Origin of the sequence: Brevundimonas sp. (assembly GCF_016742135.1) — a bacterium.
Lineage (GTDB): Bacteria > Pseudomonadota > Alphaproteobacteria > Caulobacterales > Caulobacteraceae > Brevundimonas.
On the sequence record NZ_JACVCG010000001.1, the window covers coordinates 578,233 to 590,833 of the forward strand.

Annotated in this window: 15 protein-coding genes; 5 read left to right on the plus strand and 10 right to left on the minus strand. The window is 66.6% G+C overall.

Annotation, left to right across the window (positions count from 1 at the left end; translation table 11 throughout):
- Nucleotides 1-101 precede the first annotated feature (101 nt).
- Nucleotides 102-629: a hypothetical protein gene (locus IBJ06_RS02810; protein WP_292157007.1), complete on the plus strand. Its 528-nt coding sequence runs from the start codon at nt 102-104 to the stop codon at nt 627-629.
- Here IBJ06_RS02810 and tgt read toward each other — a convergent pair.
- From tgt to IBJ06_RS02835, 5 genes are all read right to left on the minus strand, one after another.
- A complete protein-coding gene (tgt, locus tag IBJ06_RS02815; RefSeq protein WP_292157009.1) occupies nt 626-1,747 on the minus strand; it encodes a tRNA guanosine(34) transglycosylase Tgt in 1,122 nt (373 codons plus the stop codon). The genes IBJ06_RS02810 and tgt overlap by 4 nt on opposite strands.
- A 492-nt stretch (nt 1,748-2,239) precedes the next feature.
- Nucleotides 2,240-2,563, minus strand: coding sequence for a GIY-YIG nuclease family protein (locus tag IBJ06_RS02820; RefSeq protein WP_292157011.1), 324 nt, complete (start codon nt 2,561-2,563; stop codon nt 2,240-2,242).
- Between the two features lie 645 nt (nt 2,564-3,208).
- Complete coding sequence (locus IBJ06_RS02825; RefSeq protein WP_292157013.1) at nt 3,209-3,472, minus strand: phosphotyrosine protein phosphatase; 264 nt, start codon at nt 3,470-3,472, stop codon at nt 3,209-3,211.
- Between the two features lie 69 nt (nt 3,473-3,541).
- The gene (locus tag IBJ06_RS02830) at nt 3,542-4,321 is read right to left on the minus strand and encodes a DUF4303 domain-containing protein (RefSeq protein WP_292157015.1); all 780 of its coding nucleotides are present in this window, start codon (nt 4,319-4,321) and stop codon (nt 3,542-3,544) included.
- Nucleotides 4,318-5,850 carry an acyl-CoA carboxylase subunit beta gene (locus IBJ06_RS02835; protein ID WP_292157017.1) on the minus strand — a complete coding sequence of 511 codons (1,533 nt, stop codon included), beginning with the start codon at nt 5,848-5,850 and terminating at the stop codon, nt 4,318-4,320. Before IBJ06_RS02835 ends, IBJ06_RS02830 begins: the two co-directional genes overlap by 4 nt.
- Before the next feature lie 140 nt (nt 5,851-5,990).
- On the opposite strand from IBJ06_RS02835, the gene IBJ06_RS02840 reads away from it, so the two are divergent.
- Complete coding sequence (locus IBJ06_RS02840; RefSeq protein WP_292157019.1) at nt 5,991-6,395, plus strand: endonuclease domain-containing protein; 405 nt, start codon at nt 5,991-5,993, stop codon at nt 6,393-6,395.
- Here the strand turns inward: IBJ06_RS02840 and IBJ06_RS02845 are convergent.
- From IBJ06_RS02845 to IBJ06_RS02865, 5 genes are all read right to left on the minus strand, one after another.
- Nucleotides 6,392-6,688 carry a transcriptional regulator gene (locus tag IBJ06_RS02845; protein ID WP_292157022.1) on the minus strand — a complete coding sequence of 99 codons (297 nt, stop codon included), beginning with the start codon at nt 6,686-6,688 and terminating at the stop codon, nt 6,392-6,394. The two genes, IBJ06_RS02840 and IBJ06_RS02845, sit on opposite strands and share 4 nt — an antisense overlap.
- Complete coding sequence (locus IBJ06_RS02850) at nt 6,685-7,131, minus strand: hypothetical protein (protein WP_292157024.1); 447 nt, start codon at nt 7,129-7,131, stop codon at nt 6,685-6,687. The genes IBJ06_RS02845 and IBJ06_RS02850 overlap by 4 nt, the downstream gene beginning before the upstream one ends.
- A gap of 75 nt (nt 7,132-7,206) precedes the next feature.
- Complete coding sequence (locus IBJ06_RS02855; RefSeq protein ID WP_292157026.1) at nt 7,207-8,361, minus strand: GNAT family N-acetyltransferase; 1,155 nt, start codon at nt 8,359-8,361, stop codon at nt 7,207-7,209.
- Nucleotides 8,358-8,816 carry a RidA family protein gene (locus IBJ06_RS02860; protein ID WP_292157028.1) on the minus strand — a complete coding sequence of 153 codons (459 nt, stop codon included), beginning with the start codon at nt 8,814-8,816 and terminating at the stop codon, nt 8,358-8,360. The genes IBJ06_RS02855 and IBJ06_RS02860 overlap by 4 nt, the downstream gene beginning before the upstream one ends.
- A gap of 73 nt (nt 8,817-8,889) precedes the next feature.
- Complete coding sequence (locus IBJ06_RS02865) at nt 8,890-10,137, minus strand: DNA polymerase IV (protein WP_292157030.1); 1,248 nt, start codon at nt 10,135-10,137, stop codon at nt 8,890-8,892.
- A gap of 119 nt (nt 10,138-10,256) precedes the next feature.
- Here IBJ06_RS02865 and IBJ06_RS02870 point away from each other — a divergent pair, with 119 nt between their 5' ends.
- The 3 genes from IBJ06_RS02870 (at nt 10,257) to IBJ06_RS02880 (ending at nt 12,597) form a co-directional block, all read left to right on the plus strand.
- Nucleotides 10,257-10,622: a response regulator gene (locus IBJ06_RS02870; RefSeq protein WP_209120476.1), complete on the plus strand. Its 366-nt coding sequence runs from the start codon at nt 10,257-10,259 to the stop codon at nt 10,620-10,622.
- 4 nt (nt 10,623-10,626) lie between these two features.
- Entirely contained in the window at nt 10,627-11,991 is a 1,365-nt protein-coding gene (locus IBJ06_RS02875) for a PleD family two-component system response regulator (RefSeq protein WP_292157033.1), read from the plus strand.
- A 75-nt stretch (nt 11,992-12,066) separates the two neighbouring features.
- Nucleotides 12,067-12,597 (plus strand): class I SAM-dependent methyltransferase, encoded by a 531-nt coding sequence (locus IBJ06_RS02880; RefSeq protein WP_292157035.1) that lies wholly within the window; start codon nt 12,067-12,069, stop codon nt 12,595-12,597.
- The last annotated feature ends 4 nt before the right edge of the window (nt 12,598-12,601 follow it).

The following is a 12,601-nucleotide window of genomic DNA, read 5'->3' on the forward strand; positions in this document are numbered from 1 at the left end:
TCGTCAAGTCGATAAGCGCTGCAATTAGGATTTTGTCAACAATTTTGTCCACGGCGCGTTGGGGTGTTGCGACCGGGATCAGCCCGGGTAAAGGATTGGCCATGCATCTGCGTCTTGTCTCCTCTCTGGTCCTGATCCTGTTGGTGGCGGGGTGCAGCGGCGTGCGCACGGTCGCCGGTGGTTTCGGCGAGGCGGCCGCGGCGCCGCTGGAGGATGTCGGGCTGCGGCGCGAGCGCATCCCCACGGTGCTGCTGCAGGCCCAGGCCAACCCCTATGACCTGCGCAACCTCGACCGGTGCTCGACCATCGGCGCCGAGATCACGAGGCTGGACGAGGCGCTGGGCCCCGATGTGGATGAGCCGCCCGCCCCGGATGGCCGCAATATGGGCGACCGCGCCGTCGACGCTGCGGCCGAGGCGACGCTGGATGCGATCCGCAACACGGCCACCGACTTCATCCCCGCCCGCAGCTGGATCCGGGCCCTGTCCGGCGCTGACCAGCACAGCCGCGAGGTGCAGGCCGCGATCGAGGCCGGACGGCTGCGGCGCGCCTTCCTGAAGGGGCAGGGGATGCGTTTCAACTGTGCCCCGCCGGCCGCCCCCCGCTGGTTCCAGCCGACCCGCCGCTAGACCTTGCCGTTGGAGATGTGGCGGGCGTGGAAGTCGCGGCGGAAGGTCTCGAACCGGCCCGCCGCGATCGCCTCGCGCATGGCCGCGGTCAGGGCCTGATAGAAGGCCAGATTGTGCCAGGTCAGCAGCACCTTGCCGAGGATCTCATCAGCCCGGATCAAATGATGCAGATAGGCCTTTGAATAGGTTGATGACGCCGGGCATTCCAGCGTCGCATCCAGCGGGTCCTGATCCTCGGCGAAACGGGCGTTCTTGAGGTTCAGCGGCCCGTCCCAGGTCCAGGCCTGACCGTGACGCCCGGCCCGGGTCGGCAGGACGCAGTCGAACATGTCGACGCCGCGCGCCACCGCCTCGACCAGATCGATCGGCTTGCCCACCCCCATCAGATAGCGGGGCCGGTCCGCGGGCAGCATCCCGGGCGCATAGTCCAGCACCTCGCACATGGCGGCATGGCCCTCTCCGACCGCCAGACCGCCGATGGCATAGCCGTCAAAGCCGATCTCGAGCAGTTGCTCGGACGACTGGCGCCGCAGGTCCTCGAAGGTCGAGCCCTGCTGGATGCCGAACAGGGCCTGGGTTTCGCGGGTGCCAAACGCCGCCTTTGAGCGCGCCCCCCAGCGGATCGACAGCTCCATGGCGGCCTGGGCCGCAGGCCGCTCGGCCGGCCAGCTGACGCACTGGTCCAGCTGCATGGAGATGTCGGCCCCCAGCCGGTCAGCCTGGATCTCGATCGAGCGCTCGGGGGTCAGCACATGCTTCGACCCGTCGATGTGGCTGGAGAAGGTCACGGCCTCCTCGGTCAGCTTCGAAATGCCCGACAGGGACATGACCTGAAACCCGCCGGAATCGGTCAGGATCGGCTTGTTCCACCCCATGAATTTGTGAAGCCCGCCCAGCCGCTCCATCCGCTCGGGGCCGGGACGCAGCATCAGGTGATAGGTATTGCCCAGCAGGATGTCGGCCCCCGTCCGGGCCACCTGATCGACCGTCAGCGCCTTGACCGTCGCCGCCGTGCCGACCGGCATGAAGGCCGGGGTGCGGATCTCGCCCCGCGCAGTCTTCAGCACGCCGGTGCGGGCGCGTCCGTCGGTGGCGGCAATGTCAAAGGCAAGGGGCAAGGCGGGTCACGGTCGCTGGCAACAGGGGAGGGGCATTTAGGCGGAAAAGGCCGGAATGGCCATGGGGGCGGGGGTGGGGAGAAATGCCGTCTGAATAGTCTGAATGGTCTGGATTGGGGCTCCTCCCGGACACTTGGCTCCCTTCTCCCGGTGGGAGAAGGTGGCGCGTGAGCGCCGGATGAGGGTCGGCGGTGTGTGTCGGCGACCGCCGTTACAGGACGGGTGCGACGGCTCACGCCGAAGGACAGGGTTGGCCCCTCACCCCCTGCCCCCTCTCCCAACGGAGAGGGGGTCCAAATTACCGTCTGAACCGTCTGAATGGTCTGAAATGGTGGCGCCTCCGTCGGTGGGTGTTGGGCAACCGGACAGTATGGGCGAGACGGCGGCCTGGTCGGGCAGAACGGAGCGGGAAACGCTGGGGGCGTTGAAAGGACGAGGAAATTGAGGGGCGAGTTTCATAGCTGGGCGCGTCGGCTCAGCAAGGCGGGCGAACTACCGTGAACCGGCATCGACCTCGGGCACGAAGGCAAGCGCAGGATAGAGGTCCGCCCAGTCGGGATTGGTGGCCTCGATAAGGGCAAACTTCCACGGGCGTCGCCACCGCTTGATGCGCTTTTCGCGCAGGATGGCCTGATCGACGTAGCTGTGGGGTTCGTACCAGACCAGCCGGTCTGTGCCATGTTCGCGACTGTAGCCGTCGATCTGGCCGTGCCGGTGCTCGCCGATGCGGCGGATCAGGTCATTGGTCATGCCGACATACAGCCAACCGCACCGCCCGCTGGCGACGATGTAGACCCAGTAGCTGTGCTCGCGCATCGCCCCTGCCTCCCGGGCGGATGATGCACGAGCGTGAGAACAAAGCAAGAACTCTTTTAGCGTTCCACCATCACTCTGCCCGTGATGGGGGGCACTATTGTCATCCCCGAAACGCCGAAGGCGTTATCGGGGACGGGGCGGACCCTGAACTGGCCAGCCCCGGACGGCGCGTGCGACGGGCCGGGGCAAGGGGAGAGCCTGACGCTACCCTTCGCCCGGCTCAGCCTCGCGGCTGTCCGGGCGTGACGGGGTGTGCAACGCTGCGTCCCCGATATTCGCTTCGCGAATTCGGGGATGACAATCGTGCCCCCTTGGCGACCGCAGGGATGACAACAGGGCCCTCTGGCAACCGCTGGAAACACCTGTCTTTGCCATCCCACGCCAAAGGTCCTCGCGCTGTTGTCATCCCCGAAACGCCGCAGGCGTTATCGGGGACGGGGCGGACCCTGAACTGGCCAGCCCCGGACGGCGCTTGCGACGATCCGGGGCAAGGGGAGAGCCTGACGCTACCCTTCGCCCGGCTCAGCCTCGCGGCTGTCCGGGCGGGACGGGGGGTGCGGCGTGTCGTCCCCGATATTCGCTCCGCGAATTCGGGGATGACAACAGTGCCCACTCGGCCGCCGTCGAGGGATGGCAAAGGGCCCGCTACTTCAGATGCACCCCGACCCGGGCCTTCAGCAGGGTGACCAGCTCGGGCTGCATGAGGGTGTAGTCGTCGGGGATGTTGAGGCAGATGACGCGGGCGGTCTTCAGGTGGCGGCGGAACCGGGTCTGCAGGCGGCGGCGGTGGACCGGCTCCATGACGAAGATCAGGTCGGCCCAGTCCAGATGCTCGGGCGTCAGGGGCTCGTCCGCATCGGGGGCCAGGCCGGCCGAGGCCGTCTCGACGCCCGGCCAGTCGGCAAACACCCGCTCCGCCGTGGGGGAGCGCAGGCGATTGCGGGAGCAGAGGAAGAGGAGGTTGGTCAGGGCGGAGGCCTAACCGGCGAAAGCGCGATAGCTGCTCAAAATATCCTCGTCGACGTTCAATCGTTCGGCCATGCCCTCGATCGGCGCCGAGTCCGAGACTTCCACAAGCAGCAGGAAAGGCTGGTGTGGGGCCTTAGTGAACTCGCCCTCGTCACGTAGTTCTTCCAAGGCCGTCACAAATGCCTCAATCGCATTCTGTGCGAAGGTTTCATCATCCAGCTTGCGCTCGAAAGGGATGTCGTCACGGCTCTGTCGAAGAAGCATCCGATAGGGAACATCGAAGTGAGCAGAGCCAGCCTCTAGTGACCAAGCCTGCAAGTTCCAGTGCGCTTCAGCGCGATAGTCCTCATCCGCTCCCGCCTCGATTGCCTCTACCGATTGAGCTACTGCGTAGAGGGTCATCGGGACATCGTCAGTGACCAGCCCGAAGGAACAAATTGTCTGATCGCTAAATGCTGCCATGGTGGAAGCGAAACTAAGCCGTGACGCAGCCTTCACGGCATCTTTAAGCTCAGTAAAGTCGAACTGGCCCGGGGTATATCTGCCTCGTGAGGCAACGACCCACCCCTCACTCTGCTTCAGGGACAGAAGGCGATCGAGTTCAGAGGCAGCGTGTTTCGGACTATCGAAATTCCGGACTTCGCTCGTGCCGAAAGTCTGTGGTGCCCCTGCACAAGTCCAGACAGTTTCGCGGTAAAGGCGTACCTCGAAGAATTCGACTGGCTCGCCGCCTTCGACGCGGTGGAACAGAATCCACTCGACTTGGGGTTTGGCTCGCCACCACTTCATAGCGGAATATTATCGTGCTTCTTCCACGGATTGCTTTGCTGCTTGTTCTTCAGCGTGCGTAGGGCCTTGATCAGCCGGCGCCGGGTGCCGTGGGGCATGATGACGTCGTCGATGTAGCCGCGCGACGCCGCGACGAAGGGGTTGGCGAAGCGTTCCTTGTATTCGGCCTCCCGCGCCGCCAGCGCCTCCGGGTCGCCGGCTTCCTTGCGGAAGATGATCTCGACGGCGCCCTTGGCGCCCATGACGGCGATCTCGGCGCTGGGCCAGGCGTAGTTGACGTCGCCGCGCAGGTGCTTCGAGCTCATCACGTCATAGGCGCCGCCGTAGGCCTTGCGGGTGATGACGGTCAGCTTGGGCACGGTGGCCTCGGCATAGGCGAACAGCAGCTTGGCGCCGTGCTTGATCAGGCCGCCGTATTCCTGGCGGGTGCCGGGCATGAAGCCGGGCACGTCGACGAAGGTCACCAGCGGGATGTCGAAGGCGTCGCAGAAGCGGACGAAGCGGGCGGCCTTGCGGCTGGAGTCGATGTCGAGCACGCCGGCCAGCACCTGGGGCTGGTTGGCGACGATGCCGACGGTCTGACCGTCGAGGCGGCCGAAGCCGGTGACGATGTTCCTGGCGTAGTCGGGGGCGATCTCGAAGAATTCGGCCTCGTCGACCGTCTTCAGGATCAATTCCTTGATGTCATAGGGCTGGTTCGGATTGGCCGGGACCAGGGTGTCGAGACTGGCCTCGTCGCGCTCGGGGTCGTCGTAGCTGTCGCGGACCGGCGGCTTTTCGCGGTTCGACAGGGGCAAAAAGCCGATCAGGCGGCGGACCTCGCTGAGGGCCTCCAGGTCGTTCTCGAAGGCGCCGTCGGCCACGCCCGACTTGCCGGCGTGGACGCGGGCGCCGCCCAGTTCCTCATGGGTCACGACCTCGTTCGTCACCGTCTTCACCACGTCGGGGCCGGTGACGTACATGTAGGAGGTGTCCTTCACCATGAAGATGAAATCGGTGAGGGCAGGGGAATAGACATCGCCGCCGGCGCACGGCCCCATGATGACGCTGATCTGGGGGATGACGCCGCTGGCCAGGGTGTTCTGCAGGAAGATGTCGGCATAGCCGGCGAGGCTCTCGACGCCTTCCTGGATGCGGGCGCCGCCGGCGTCGAAGATGCCGATAATGGGCGCGCCATTGGTCAGGGCCATGGTCTGCAGCTTGACGATCTTGGCGGCATGGGCGCCGGACAGGGAGCCGCCGAAGACGGTGAAATCCTTGGAGAAGACATAGACCAGACGACCGCCGATGGTCCCTCTGCCGGTGACCACCCCGTCGCCGGGGATGCGTTGCTTTTCCATGCCGAAGTCGTGCGAGCGGTGCTCGACGAACATGTCGGTTTCTTCGAAGGAGCCCTCGTCCAGCAGCACCTCGATGCGTTCGCGCGCGGTCAGCTTGCCCTTCTTGTGCTGGGCGGCGATGCGGGCTTCACCCCCGCCGAGCTTGGCCCCGGCGCGGCGTTGTTCCAGCTGGTCGAGAATGTCTTGCATGCGGTGTCTCCTTGAGGGGCTGAGCCTTAAGGAGGGTGGGCGGGGGAGGCAAGTATTCCTCCCCCGCAGGGGGAGGGGGACCATGCGCAGCATGGTGGAGGGGGCTGACGGCGCGGCCTGTTCCCTGATAAGTTGCATTGATGGAAGCGCCCCGCCTTACCATAGTGCGAGCACGGCAACTCCGCCGAAAGCTGACGCTGCCGGAGGGCCTGCTCTGGACTGCACTTCGCGGGCGCAAGCTGGCGGGCCTGCGCTTCCGCAGACAACATCCGATCGGGCCCTACATCCTCGACTTCTACTGCGACGAAGGTCGGCTGGCGGTCGAGGTCGATGGTCAAGGCCATGATCAACCCGACCAGTTCCGCCATGATCAGCGGCGAACGGCGTGGTTGGATATGCGGGGGATAGCGGTCCTGCGTATCGCGGCGCGCGATGTTCTCGGCAACCTTGAGGGCGTTCTAGTGACCATCGAACAGCGTGCGAGGGCCAGCCCCCTCCACCGCCGTACCGGCGGTCCCCCTCCCCCTGAGGGGGAGGAATGCTAACCCGTCAGGGCGGCGAGGCGGGTGAGCTCGGCGACATGGGCGGCGAAGGCCTTTTTGCCGGCGGGGGTCAGGCTGGCCCAGGTACGGGAGCGGCCGTCCATGGGGGTCTTGGCCAGTTTGACGTAGCCGGCGTCGTCCAGCTGTTTCAGGTGTTTGGACAGGACCGAGTCCGAGACCTTGAGGCTGTCGCGGAGGAGGGCGAACTCGGCCTCGTCGACGCTGGAGAGGATGGCGCAGATCTGCAGCCGCCCGGGGGCGTGAATGACGGGATCGAAGAGGGGTGGGGGCGTCATCCCTGCGCCTCGGACAGCTCGCGCTTCCAGACGTGCATCCACAGGCGTCCGCCGAGGATGGCGGCGACGAAGCCCGCAGCACCGGTGGCCAGAGGCATCCAGACGATGCCGGCATACTTGCCCCAGATCGACACGCCCATCAGGGCGAGGAACACGGCGACGAGGCCGATGGCCACCCAGCGGGCGCGTTTGGGGGAATAGCCGCTGACCCACCAGCCCATATGCTTCTTCCACCAGTGGACGATCAGGGCCAGACCGGCCAGCGCGATCACGAGGGCGATCATCGACCAGGGCATGGGAAGGCCCTGACCGGCGACCAGCAGGCCGCAGATCAGGCCATAGGCGATGTCGTAGGTCGGGGGGTAACGCATCTCTCCGGGTACACCGGCGCGGGCGGTCTGGATGGCGGCGAGGGCGTCCTTGGGGTTCGAAGGGTCTGTCATGGGGTTCTCACTTTCCGATGTGGAAAGTAGCGCGACTTTCCATCATGGCAAGTGATAATTTTCCGAAGTGGAAAGTCAGGTCTTGCGGAAGGGGGACCCGGCGTCGGTCTGGGCCCTGATCTCGGCCAGGATGGCGGGGCGTTCGTGGTTCAGATAGCGGGCGATGGCGTCGCGGAAACCCGGGTCGGGGATGTGGTGGGCCGAGCGGACCGGGGTGGGCAGATAGCCGCGCGCCAGCTTGTGATGGCCCTGCGCCCCCGCCTCGACGCGGGACAGGCCGCGCGCCAGAGCGAACTCGATGGCCTGGTAATAGCAGAGCTCGAAATGGAGGAAGGGAATGTCCTCCAGCGTGCCCCACTGGCGACCGTACAGGGCGTCGCGGCCGATCAGGTTGAGGGCGCCGGCGATGGGGGTCTCGCCGCGATACGCCATGACCAGGGCAATGCGGTCGGCCATGGTCCGGCCGATGCGGGCAAAGAAGTCGCGGGTCAGATAGGGGCGGCCCCATTTGCGGCTGCCGGTGTCGAGGTAGAAGGCGAAGAAGGCGTCCCAGACGTCTTCGGTCAGGTCGGCCCCGGTCAGGATGCGGATGTCGAGCCCGGCCTGGGCCTCGCGCCGCTCGCGCCGGATGGTCTTTCTGCGGCTCGATGACAGGGCGGCGAGGAAGCCCTCGAAATCGCCATAGCCCTGATCGGTGAAGACGTACTGCAGGTCGAGGCGCGGCAGCCAGCCGGCGGCGGCCATCTCGGCCCCCTCGGCCTCGGTCGGGAAGTTGACGTGGATCGACGACAGGCCGAGGCGCGCGCACAGGGTCTCGGCCCCCTGGATCAGGGCCTGACGGACGGTTGAGGGATCGGCGTCGGGATGGATCAGGAAGCGCGGGCCGGTGACAGGGGTGAAGGGGACGGCGCCCAGCAGTTTGGGATAATAGCGCCCGCCCGCGCGCTCCCATGCCTCGGCCCAGGCATGGTCAAAGACGTATTCGCCGCTGCTGTGGCCCTTCAGCCAGAGAGGCATGAGGCCGAGAATGCGGCCGCTGTCGTCCTCAAGCGCGAGATGCCGCCCGGCCCAGCCTTGGTCGGGCGCGGCACTGCCCGAGGCCTCGCAGGCGTCGAGGAAGTCATAGCCGATGAAGGGATCGCCCGTGGGGGCGGCCAGCGCCTCCCACGCGTCCCGGCCGACATCGGCGACCGCGCCGTGAACGCGGAGGGTAAAGCCTTCGTCCGTCACTTCACCTCGACGATGGCGTCCACCTCGACGGCGAAGCCCAGCGGCAGGCGATAGACGCCGACGGCCGAGCGGGCGTGGCGACCGGCGTCGCCGAACACCTCGACCATCAGGTCCGAACAGCCGTTGATGACGGCCGGAATGGCGATGAAGTCGGGCCCGGCCTGGACGAAGCCGCCCAGTTTCACGATGCGGACCACGCGCTCGAGGTCTCCGCCGAGGGCGTCCTTGATCTGGGCCAGAAGGTTGATGCCGCACATGCGGGCGGCGCGGGCCGCGTCTTCGGGCGAAACGTCGACGCCGACCGTGCCCTTGATCCCGCCCGAGGCATCGTTCGACAGCTGGCCGGAGATGTGGACCAGATTGCCGCTGCGCACCCAGGGCACATAGTTGGCGACGGCCTTGGCGGGCTCGGGCAGGTCGAGGCCCAGTTCGGCGATGCGGGCGGCGTAGGTCATGGTCGTCTCCTGATGTCTTTCGGGGCGTTTAGCCCGGCGCAGCCGAGGCGTCACCCCGTCCGAAGTGTCGCGCTCAGCTTTTCAGCGAGCGGCCCGAGATGACGGCGCCGGGGCCGAAGCGGTCGCGCAGCCGGTCGATGGTGGTCTCGGTGTTGAGCTCGCGCGTGCGGTCGGCGGCGAACAGGCCGGGGGCGACATCGGCGGCGTCGACCAGATCGGCCATGCCGATGCCGATCAGGCGGTAGGGCGGGCCCAGTTCGGGCTGAAGCAGGGCGCGGCCCTCGGCAAACAGGGTGCGGGCGGTCTGGACGGGATCGGCGAGGGTGCGCCTGCGCGTCAGGATGCGGAAATCGGTGCGTCGCAGCTTCAGTGTCACGACCCGGCCGGCGATGCCGTCGCGTCGGGCCTTGGCCGCCAGTTTCTCGCAAAGGGGCCAAAGCTCGGCCTCGAGGTCTGCGGCCTTGGACAGATCGACGTTGAAGGTGGTCTCGGCGCTCATGCCCTTGCGGTCGTGTTCGGGATCGACCGGGCGGCTGTCGCGGCCATGGGACAGATCGTGCAGGCGCAGGCCCCAGTCACCATAGCGCTTGACCAGATCGCGGACGTCGGCCTCGGCCAGCCGGCCGATGGTGTCGAAGCCGTCAGCCCGCAGGGTGCGCCCGAAGATCGGCCCCACCCCCGGCAGGATCGAGACGGGGCGGGGGGCCAGCAGCTGTTGCGCCTCGGACCCGATGACGGAAAAGCCGCGCGGCTTGTCCAGTTCCGAGGCGACCTTGGCGAGGAAGCGGTTGGGGGCCAGGCCGATCGAGACGGTCAGCCCGACCTCGTCCTCGATCCATTTCTGCAGCCGCGCCAGCTGCCAGGCGGGTGAGCCGCCGTTCAGCCGCTCGGTGCCCGACAGATCGGCCCAGGCCTCATCCAGCGACAGGGTCTGGATCAGGGGGGTGAGGTTGGCGAGAGCGCCCAGAATCCGGCGGCTCTCATGCTTGTATTTGGCGAAGTCCGGCTTGATGACCACGGCATCCGGACAGGCCTTGAGCGCCTTGAACATCGGCATGGCCGAGCCGACGCCATACTGGCGGGCGATATAGCAGGCGGTCGCGACCACCCCGCGATGCCCTCCGCCGACGATCACAGGCACATCGCGCAGCTCCGGCCGGTCGCGCTTTTCCACCGAGGCATAGAAGGCGTCGCAGTCGAGGTGGGCGATGACCAGCTTGTCCAGCTCGGCATGGGTGACCATGCGCGGCGACCCGCACGCCGGGCAGCGGGTTTCCGCCCGGTCGAAACGCGACAGACAGTCTCGGCAGAGGGAGGTCATCGGGAATACCCGGGCCGGAGGCGGCCCTTCACGTCAACTTAAGACTGGCGAGGCATGCTGACCATGGAGAAGACGACAACAGCCCCGCCGCCGGCAAGGGGCGGCAGGAACCGGTGATGATGTCCAAGAAAGTCCTCATCGTGGAGGATAATGAGCTGAACATGAAGCTCTTTCATGATCTGCTCGATTCCCAGGGCTATCAGACCTATCAGACCCGCGAGGGCCTGACGGCGATGGCCATGGCGCGCCAGCACCGGCCCGACCTGATCCTGATGGATATCCAGCTGCCCGAGATCAGCGGTCTGGAAGTCACCAAATGGCTGAAGGATGACGAGGAACTGGCCCATATTCCGGTGGTGGCCGTGACGGCCTTTGCCATGAAGGGCGACGAGGAGCGCATCCGCCAGGGCGGGTGCGAGGCCTATATCTCCAAGCCCATCTCGGTGATGCATTTTCTGGACGTGGTCCGGAAACACATGGGCTGACGCCATGCCAGCCAGAATTCTCGTTGTCGACGATATTGAAACCAACGTCCGGCTGCTCGAAGCCAAGCTGACGATGGAATATTACGACGTCCTGACCTGCAACAGCGGTCAGGCCGCGCTGGATCTGGCCGCGGCCCATCATCCCGACATCATCCTGCTGGATGTCATGATGCCCGACATGGACGGGTTCGAGACGTGTCGCCGGCTGAAGGCCGACCCGGCCACACGCCATATTCCCGTGGTGCTGGTCACCGCGCTGGACGGGCGTGACGAGCGTATCAAAGGTCTGGAGGCGGGGGCCGACGACTTCGTCACCAAGCCGATCGATGATGTGGTGCTGCTGGCGCGGATGCGGTCCCTGACGCGACTGAAGTCGATCATGGACGAGCTGCGGTCGCGCGAGGAAAGCGGACGTCGGCTGGGTGTCGACACCGATGCGGCGGGGCGGCTGCGGGCCACCGGCGGGCGGATCCTGCTGATCGATGATGACCCGCGCCAGGTGGAGCGTATTCGCAGCCAGCTGGATGGTGAACATCGGCTGACCGTCGAGACGGACATCGAAAAGGGTCTGGCCGCGCTGCGCGGTCCGTTCGATCTGGTGATCGCCAATACGGCCTCGCGCGGGTTCGACGGGCTGCGGCTGGTGGCCCAGAGCCGGTCGATGGAATCGACCCGGCCCCTGCCGGTGCTGGCGGTGGTCGACCCGCATGAACGCGCCCGCATGGTCAAGGCGCTGGAACTGGGGGCCAACGACATCCTGGCCACGCCCATCGATGTCGAGGAACTGGCCGCCCGGGCCCGGACCCAGGTACGGCGCAAACGCTATGCCGACTTCCTGCGTCAGAAGCTGGACTACAGCCTGGAAATGGCGGTCACCGACGCCCTGACCGGCCTGCATAACCGCCGCTATATGGCCGGTCAGCTGCAGGCGCTGGTGGGGCGCGCCAATCAGGGCGGCGAGCCCGTGGCCGTGCTGATGATGGACATCGACCACTTCAAGGCGGTCAACGACGGCTTCGGCCATGATGCCGGCGATGAGGTTCTGCGCGAATTCGCCGTGCGTCTGGCGACCAAGGTGCGGGCCGTGGACCTGCCGTGCCGGATGGGCGGCGAGGAGTTTGTCGTGGTCATGCCGGGCACCCGGCTGGAAGACGCGGTGCGGATCGCCGACCGCATCCGGGCGGACATGGCCGGCGCGCCGTTCCCCGTCATGGGCGGCGACGCCCATCTGCAGATCACCATTTCGATCGGCGTGGCCGCGACCACGGGCCGCGACGACACCCCCGACGCCCTGCTGAAACGCGCCGACGAGGGGGTCTATGAGGCCAAGTCCGCCGGTCGCAACCGGGTGATTGCCCGGGCGGCGTGAATCTGGGCGGCGTGCTAACCTGAGCGCATGACCACAGACCCTTCACATGGATGGGAGGCGGCTGCCGAAGCCTTCATGGCAGCACGGTCGGACACCGGCGCGGACGTGGTGCGCTGTTGGGCCAAGTTGCTGCCGCCGGGCGGGACGGTCCTGGACATCGGCTGTGGCTTTGGCGAGCCGGTCACGCGCACCCTGATCGAGGCAGGGCTTGAGGTCTGGGGCGTCGATGCCTCGCCGACGCTGGTTGCCGAATACCGGCGGCGATTTCCTGACTGTCCGGTCGCTTGCGAGGCCACCGAGACCAGCGATCTGTTCGGACGGTCGTTCGACGCGGCGGTGGCCGTGGGCCTGATGTTCCTGTTGCCGGAGGCGGATCAGCACCGGCTGATCGCGCGGGTCGCCGGGGCGCTGGCCCCCGGCGGGCGGTTCCTGTTCAGCGCGCCGCAACAGGAATGCGAGTGGGCTGATCTCTTGACCGGGCGACCGTCCCGCTCGCTGGGAGAAACGGGCTATAGACAGGCGCTGGAGGCAGCGGGGCTGATCCTCGCGGACCAGCAGACCGACGGGGGCGGCAACCACTATTTCGATGCGGTGAAGCCCGGGTAAGTAT

Bases quoted from the DNA above. Each gene is read 5' to 3' on its own strand.
- IBJ06_RS02820 (WP_292157011.1), bottom strand. From the start codon at position 2,563: ATGCGCGAGCACAGCTACTGGGTCTACATCGTCGCCAGCGGGCGGTGC.
- IBJ06_RS02850 (WP_292157024.1), bottom strand. From the start codon at position 7,131: ATGACAGACCCTTCGAACCCCAAGGACGCCCTCGCCGCCATCCAGACC.
- IBJ06_RS02875 (WP_292157033.1), top strand. From the start codon at position 10,627: ATGCCAGCCAGAATTCTCGTTGTCGACGATATTGAAACCAACGTCCGG.
- IBJ06_RS02840 (WP_292157019.1), top strand. From the start codon at position 5,991: ATGGAAGCGCCCCGCCTTACCATAGTGCGAGCACGGCAACTCCGCCGA.
- IBJ06_RS02845 (WP_292157022.1), bottom strand. From the start codon at position 6,688: ATGACGCCCCCACCCCTCTTCGATCCCGTCATTCACGCCCCCGGGCGG.
- IBJ06_RS02880 (WP_292157035.1), top strand. From the start codon at position 12,067: ATGGCAGCACGGTCGGACACCGGCGCGGACGTGGTGCGCTGTTGGGCC.
- IBJ06_RS02810 (WP_292157007.1), top strand. From the start codon at position 102: ATGCATCTGCGTCTTGTCTCCTCTCTGGTCCTGATCCTGTTGGTGGCG.
- IBJ06_RS02870 (WP_209120476.1), top strand. From the start codon at position 10,257: ATGTCCAAGAAAGTCCTCATCGTGGAGGATAATGAGCTGAACATGAAG.
- IBJ06_RS02860 (WP_292157028.1), bottom strand. From the start codon at position 8,816: ATGACCTACGCCGCCCGCATCGCCGAACTGGGCCTCGACCTGCCCGAG.
- IBJ06_RS02865 (WP_292157030.1), bottom strand. From the start codon at position 10,137: ATGACCTCCCTCTGCCGAGACTGTCTGTCGCGTTTCGACCGGGCGGAA.
- IBJ06_RS02835 (WP_292157017.1), bottom strand. From the start codon at position 5,850: ATGCAAGACATTCTCGACCAGCTGGAACAACGCCGCGCCGGGGCCAAG.
- IBJ06_RS02830 (WP_292157015.1), bottom strand. From the start codon at position 4,321: ATGAAGTGGTGGCGAGCCAAACCCCAAGTCGAGTGGATTCTGTTCCAC.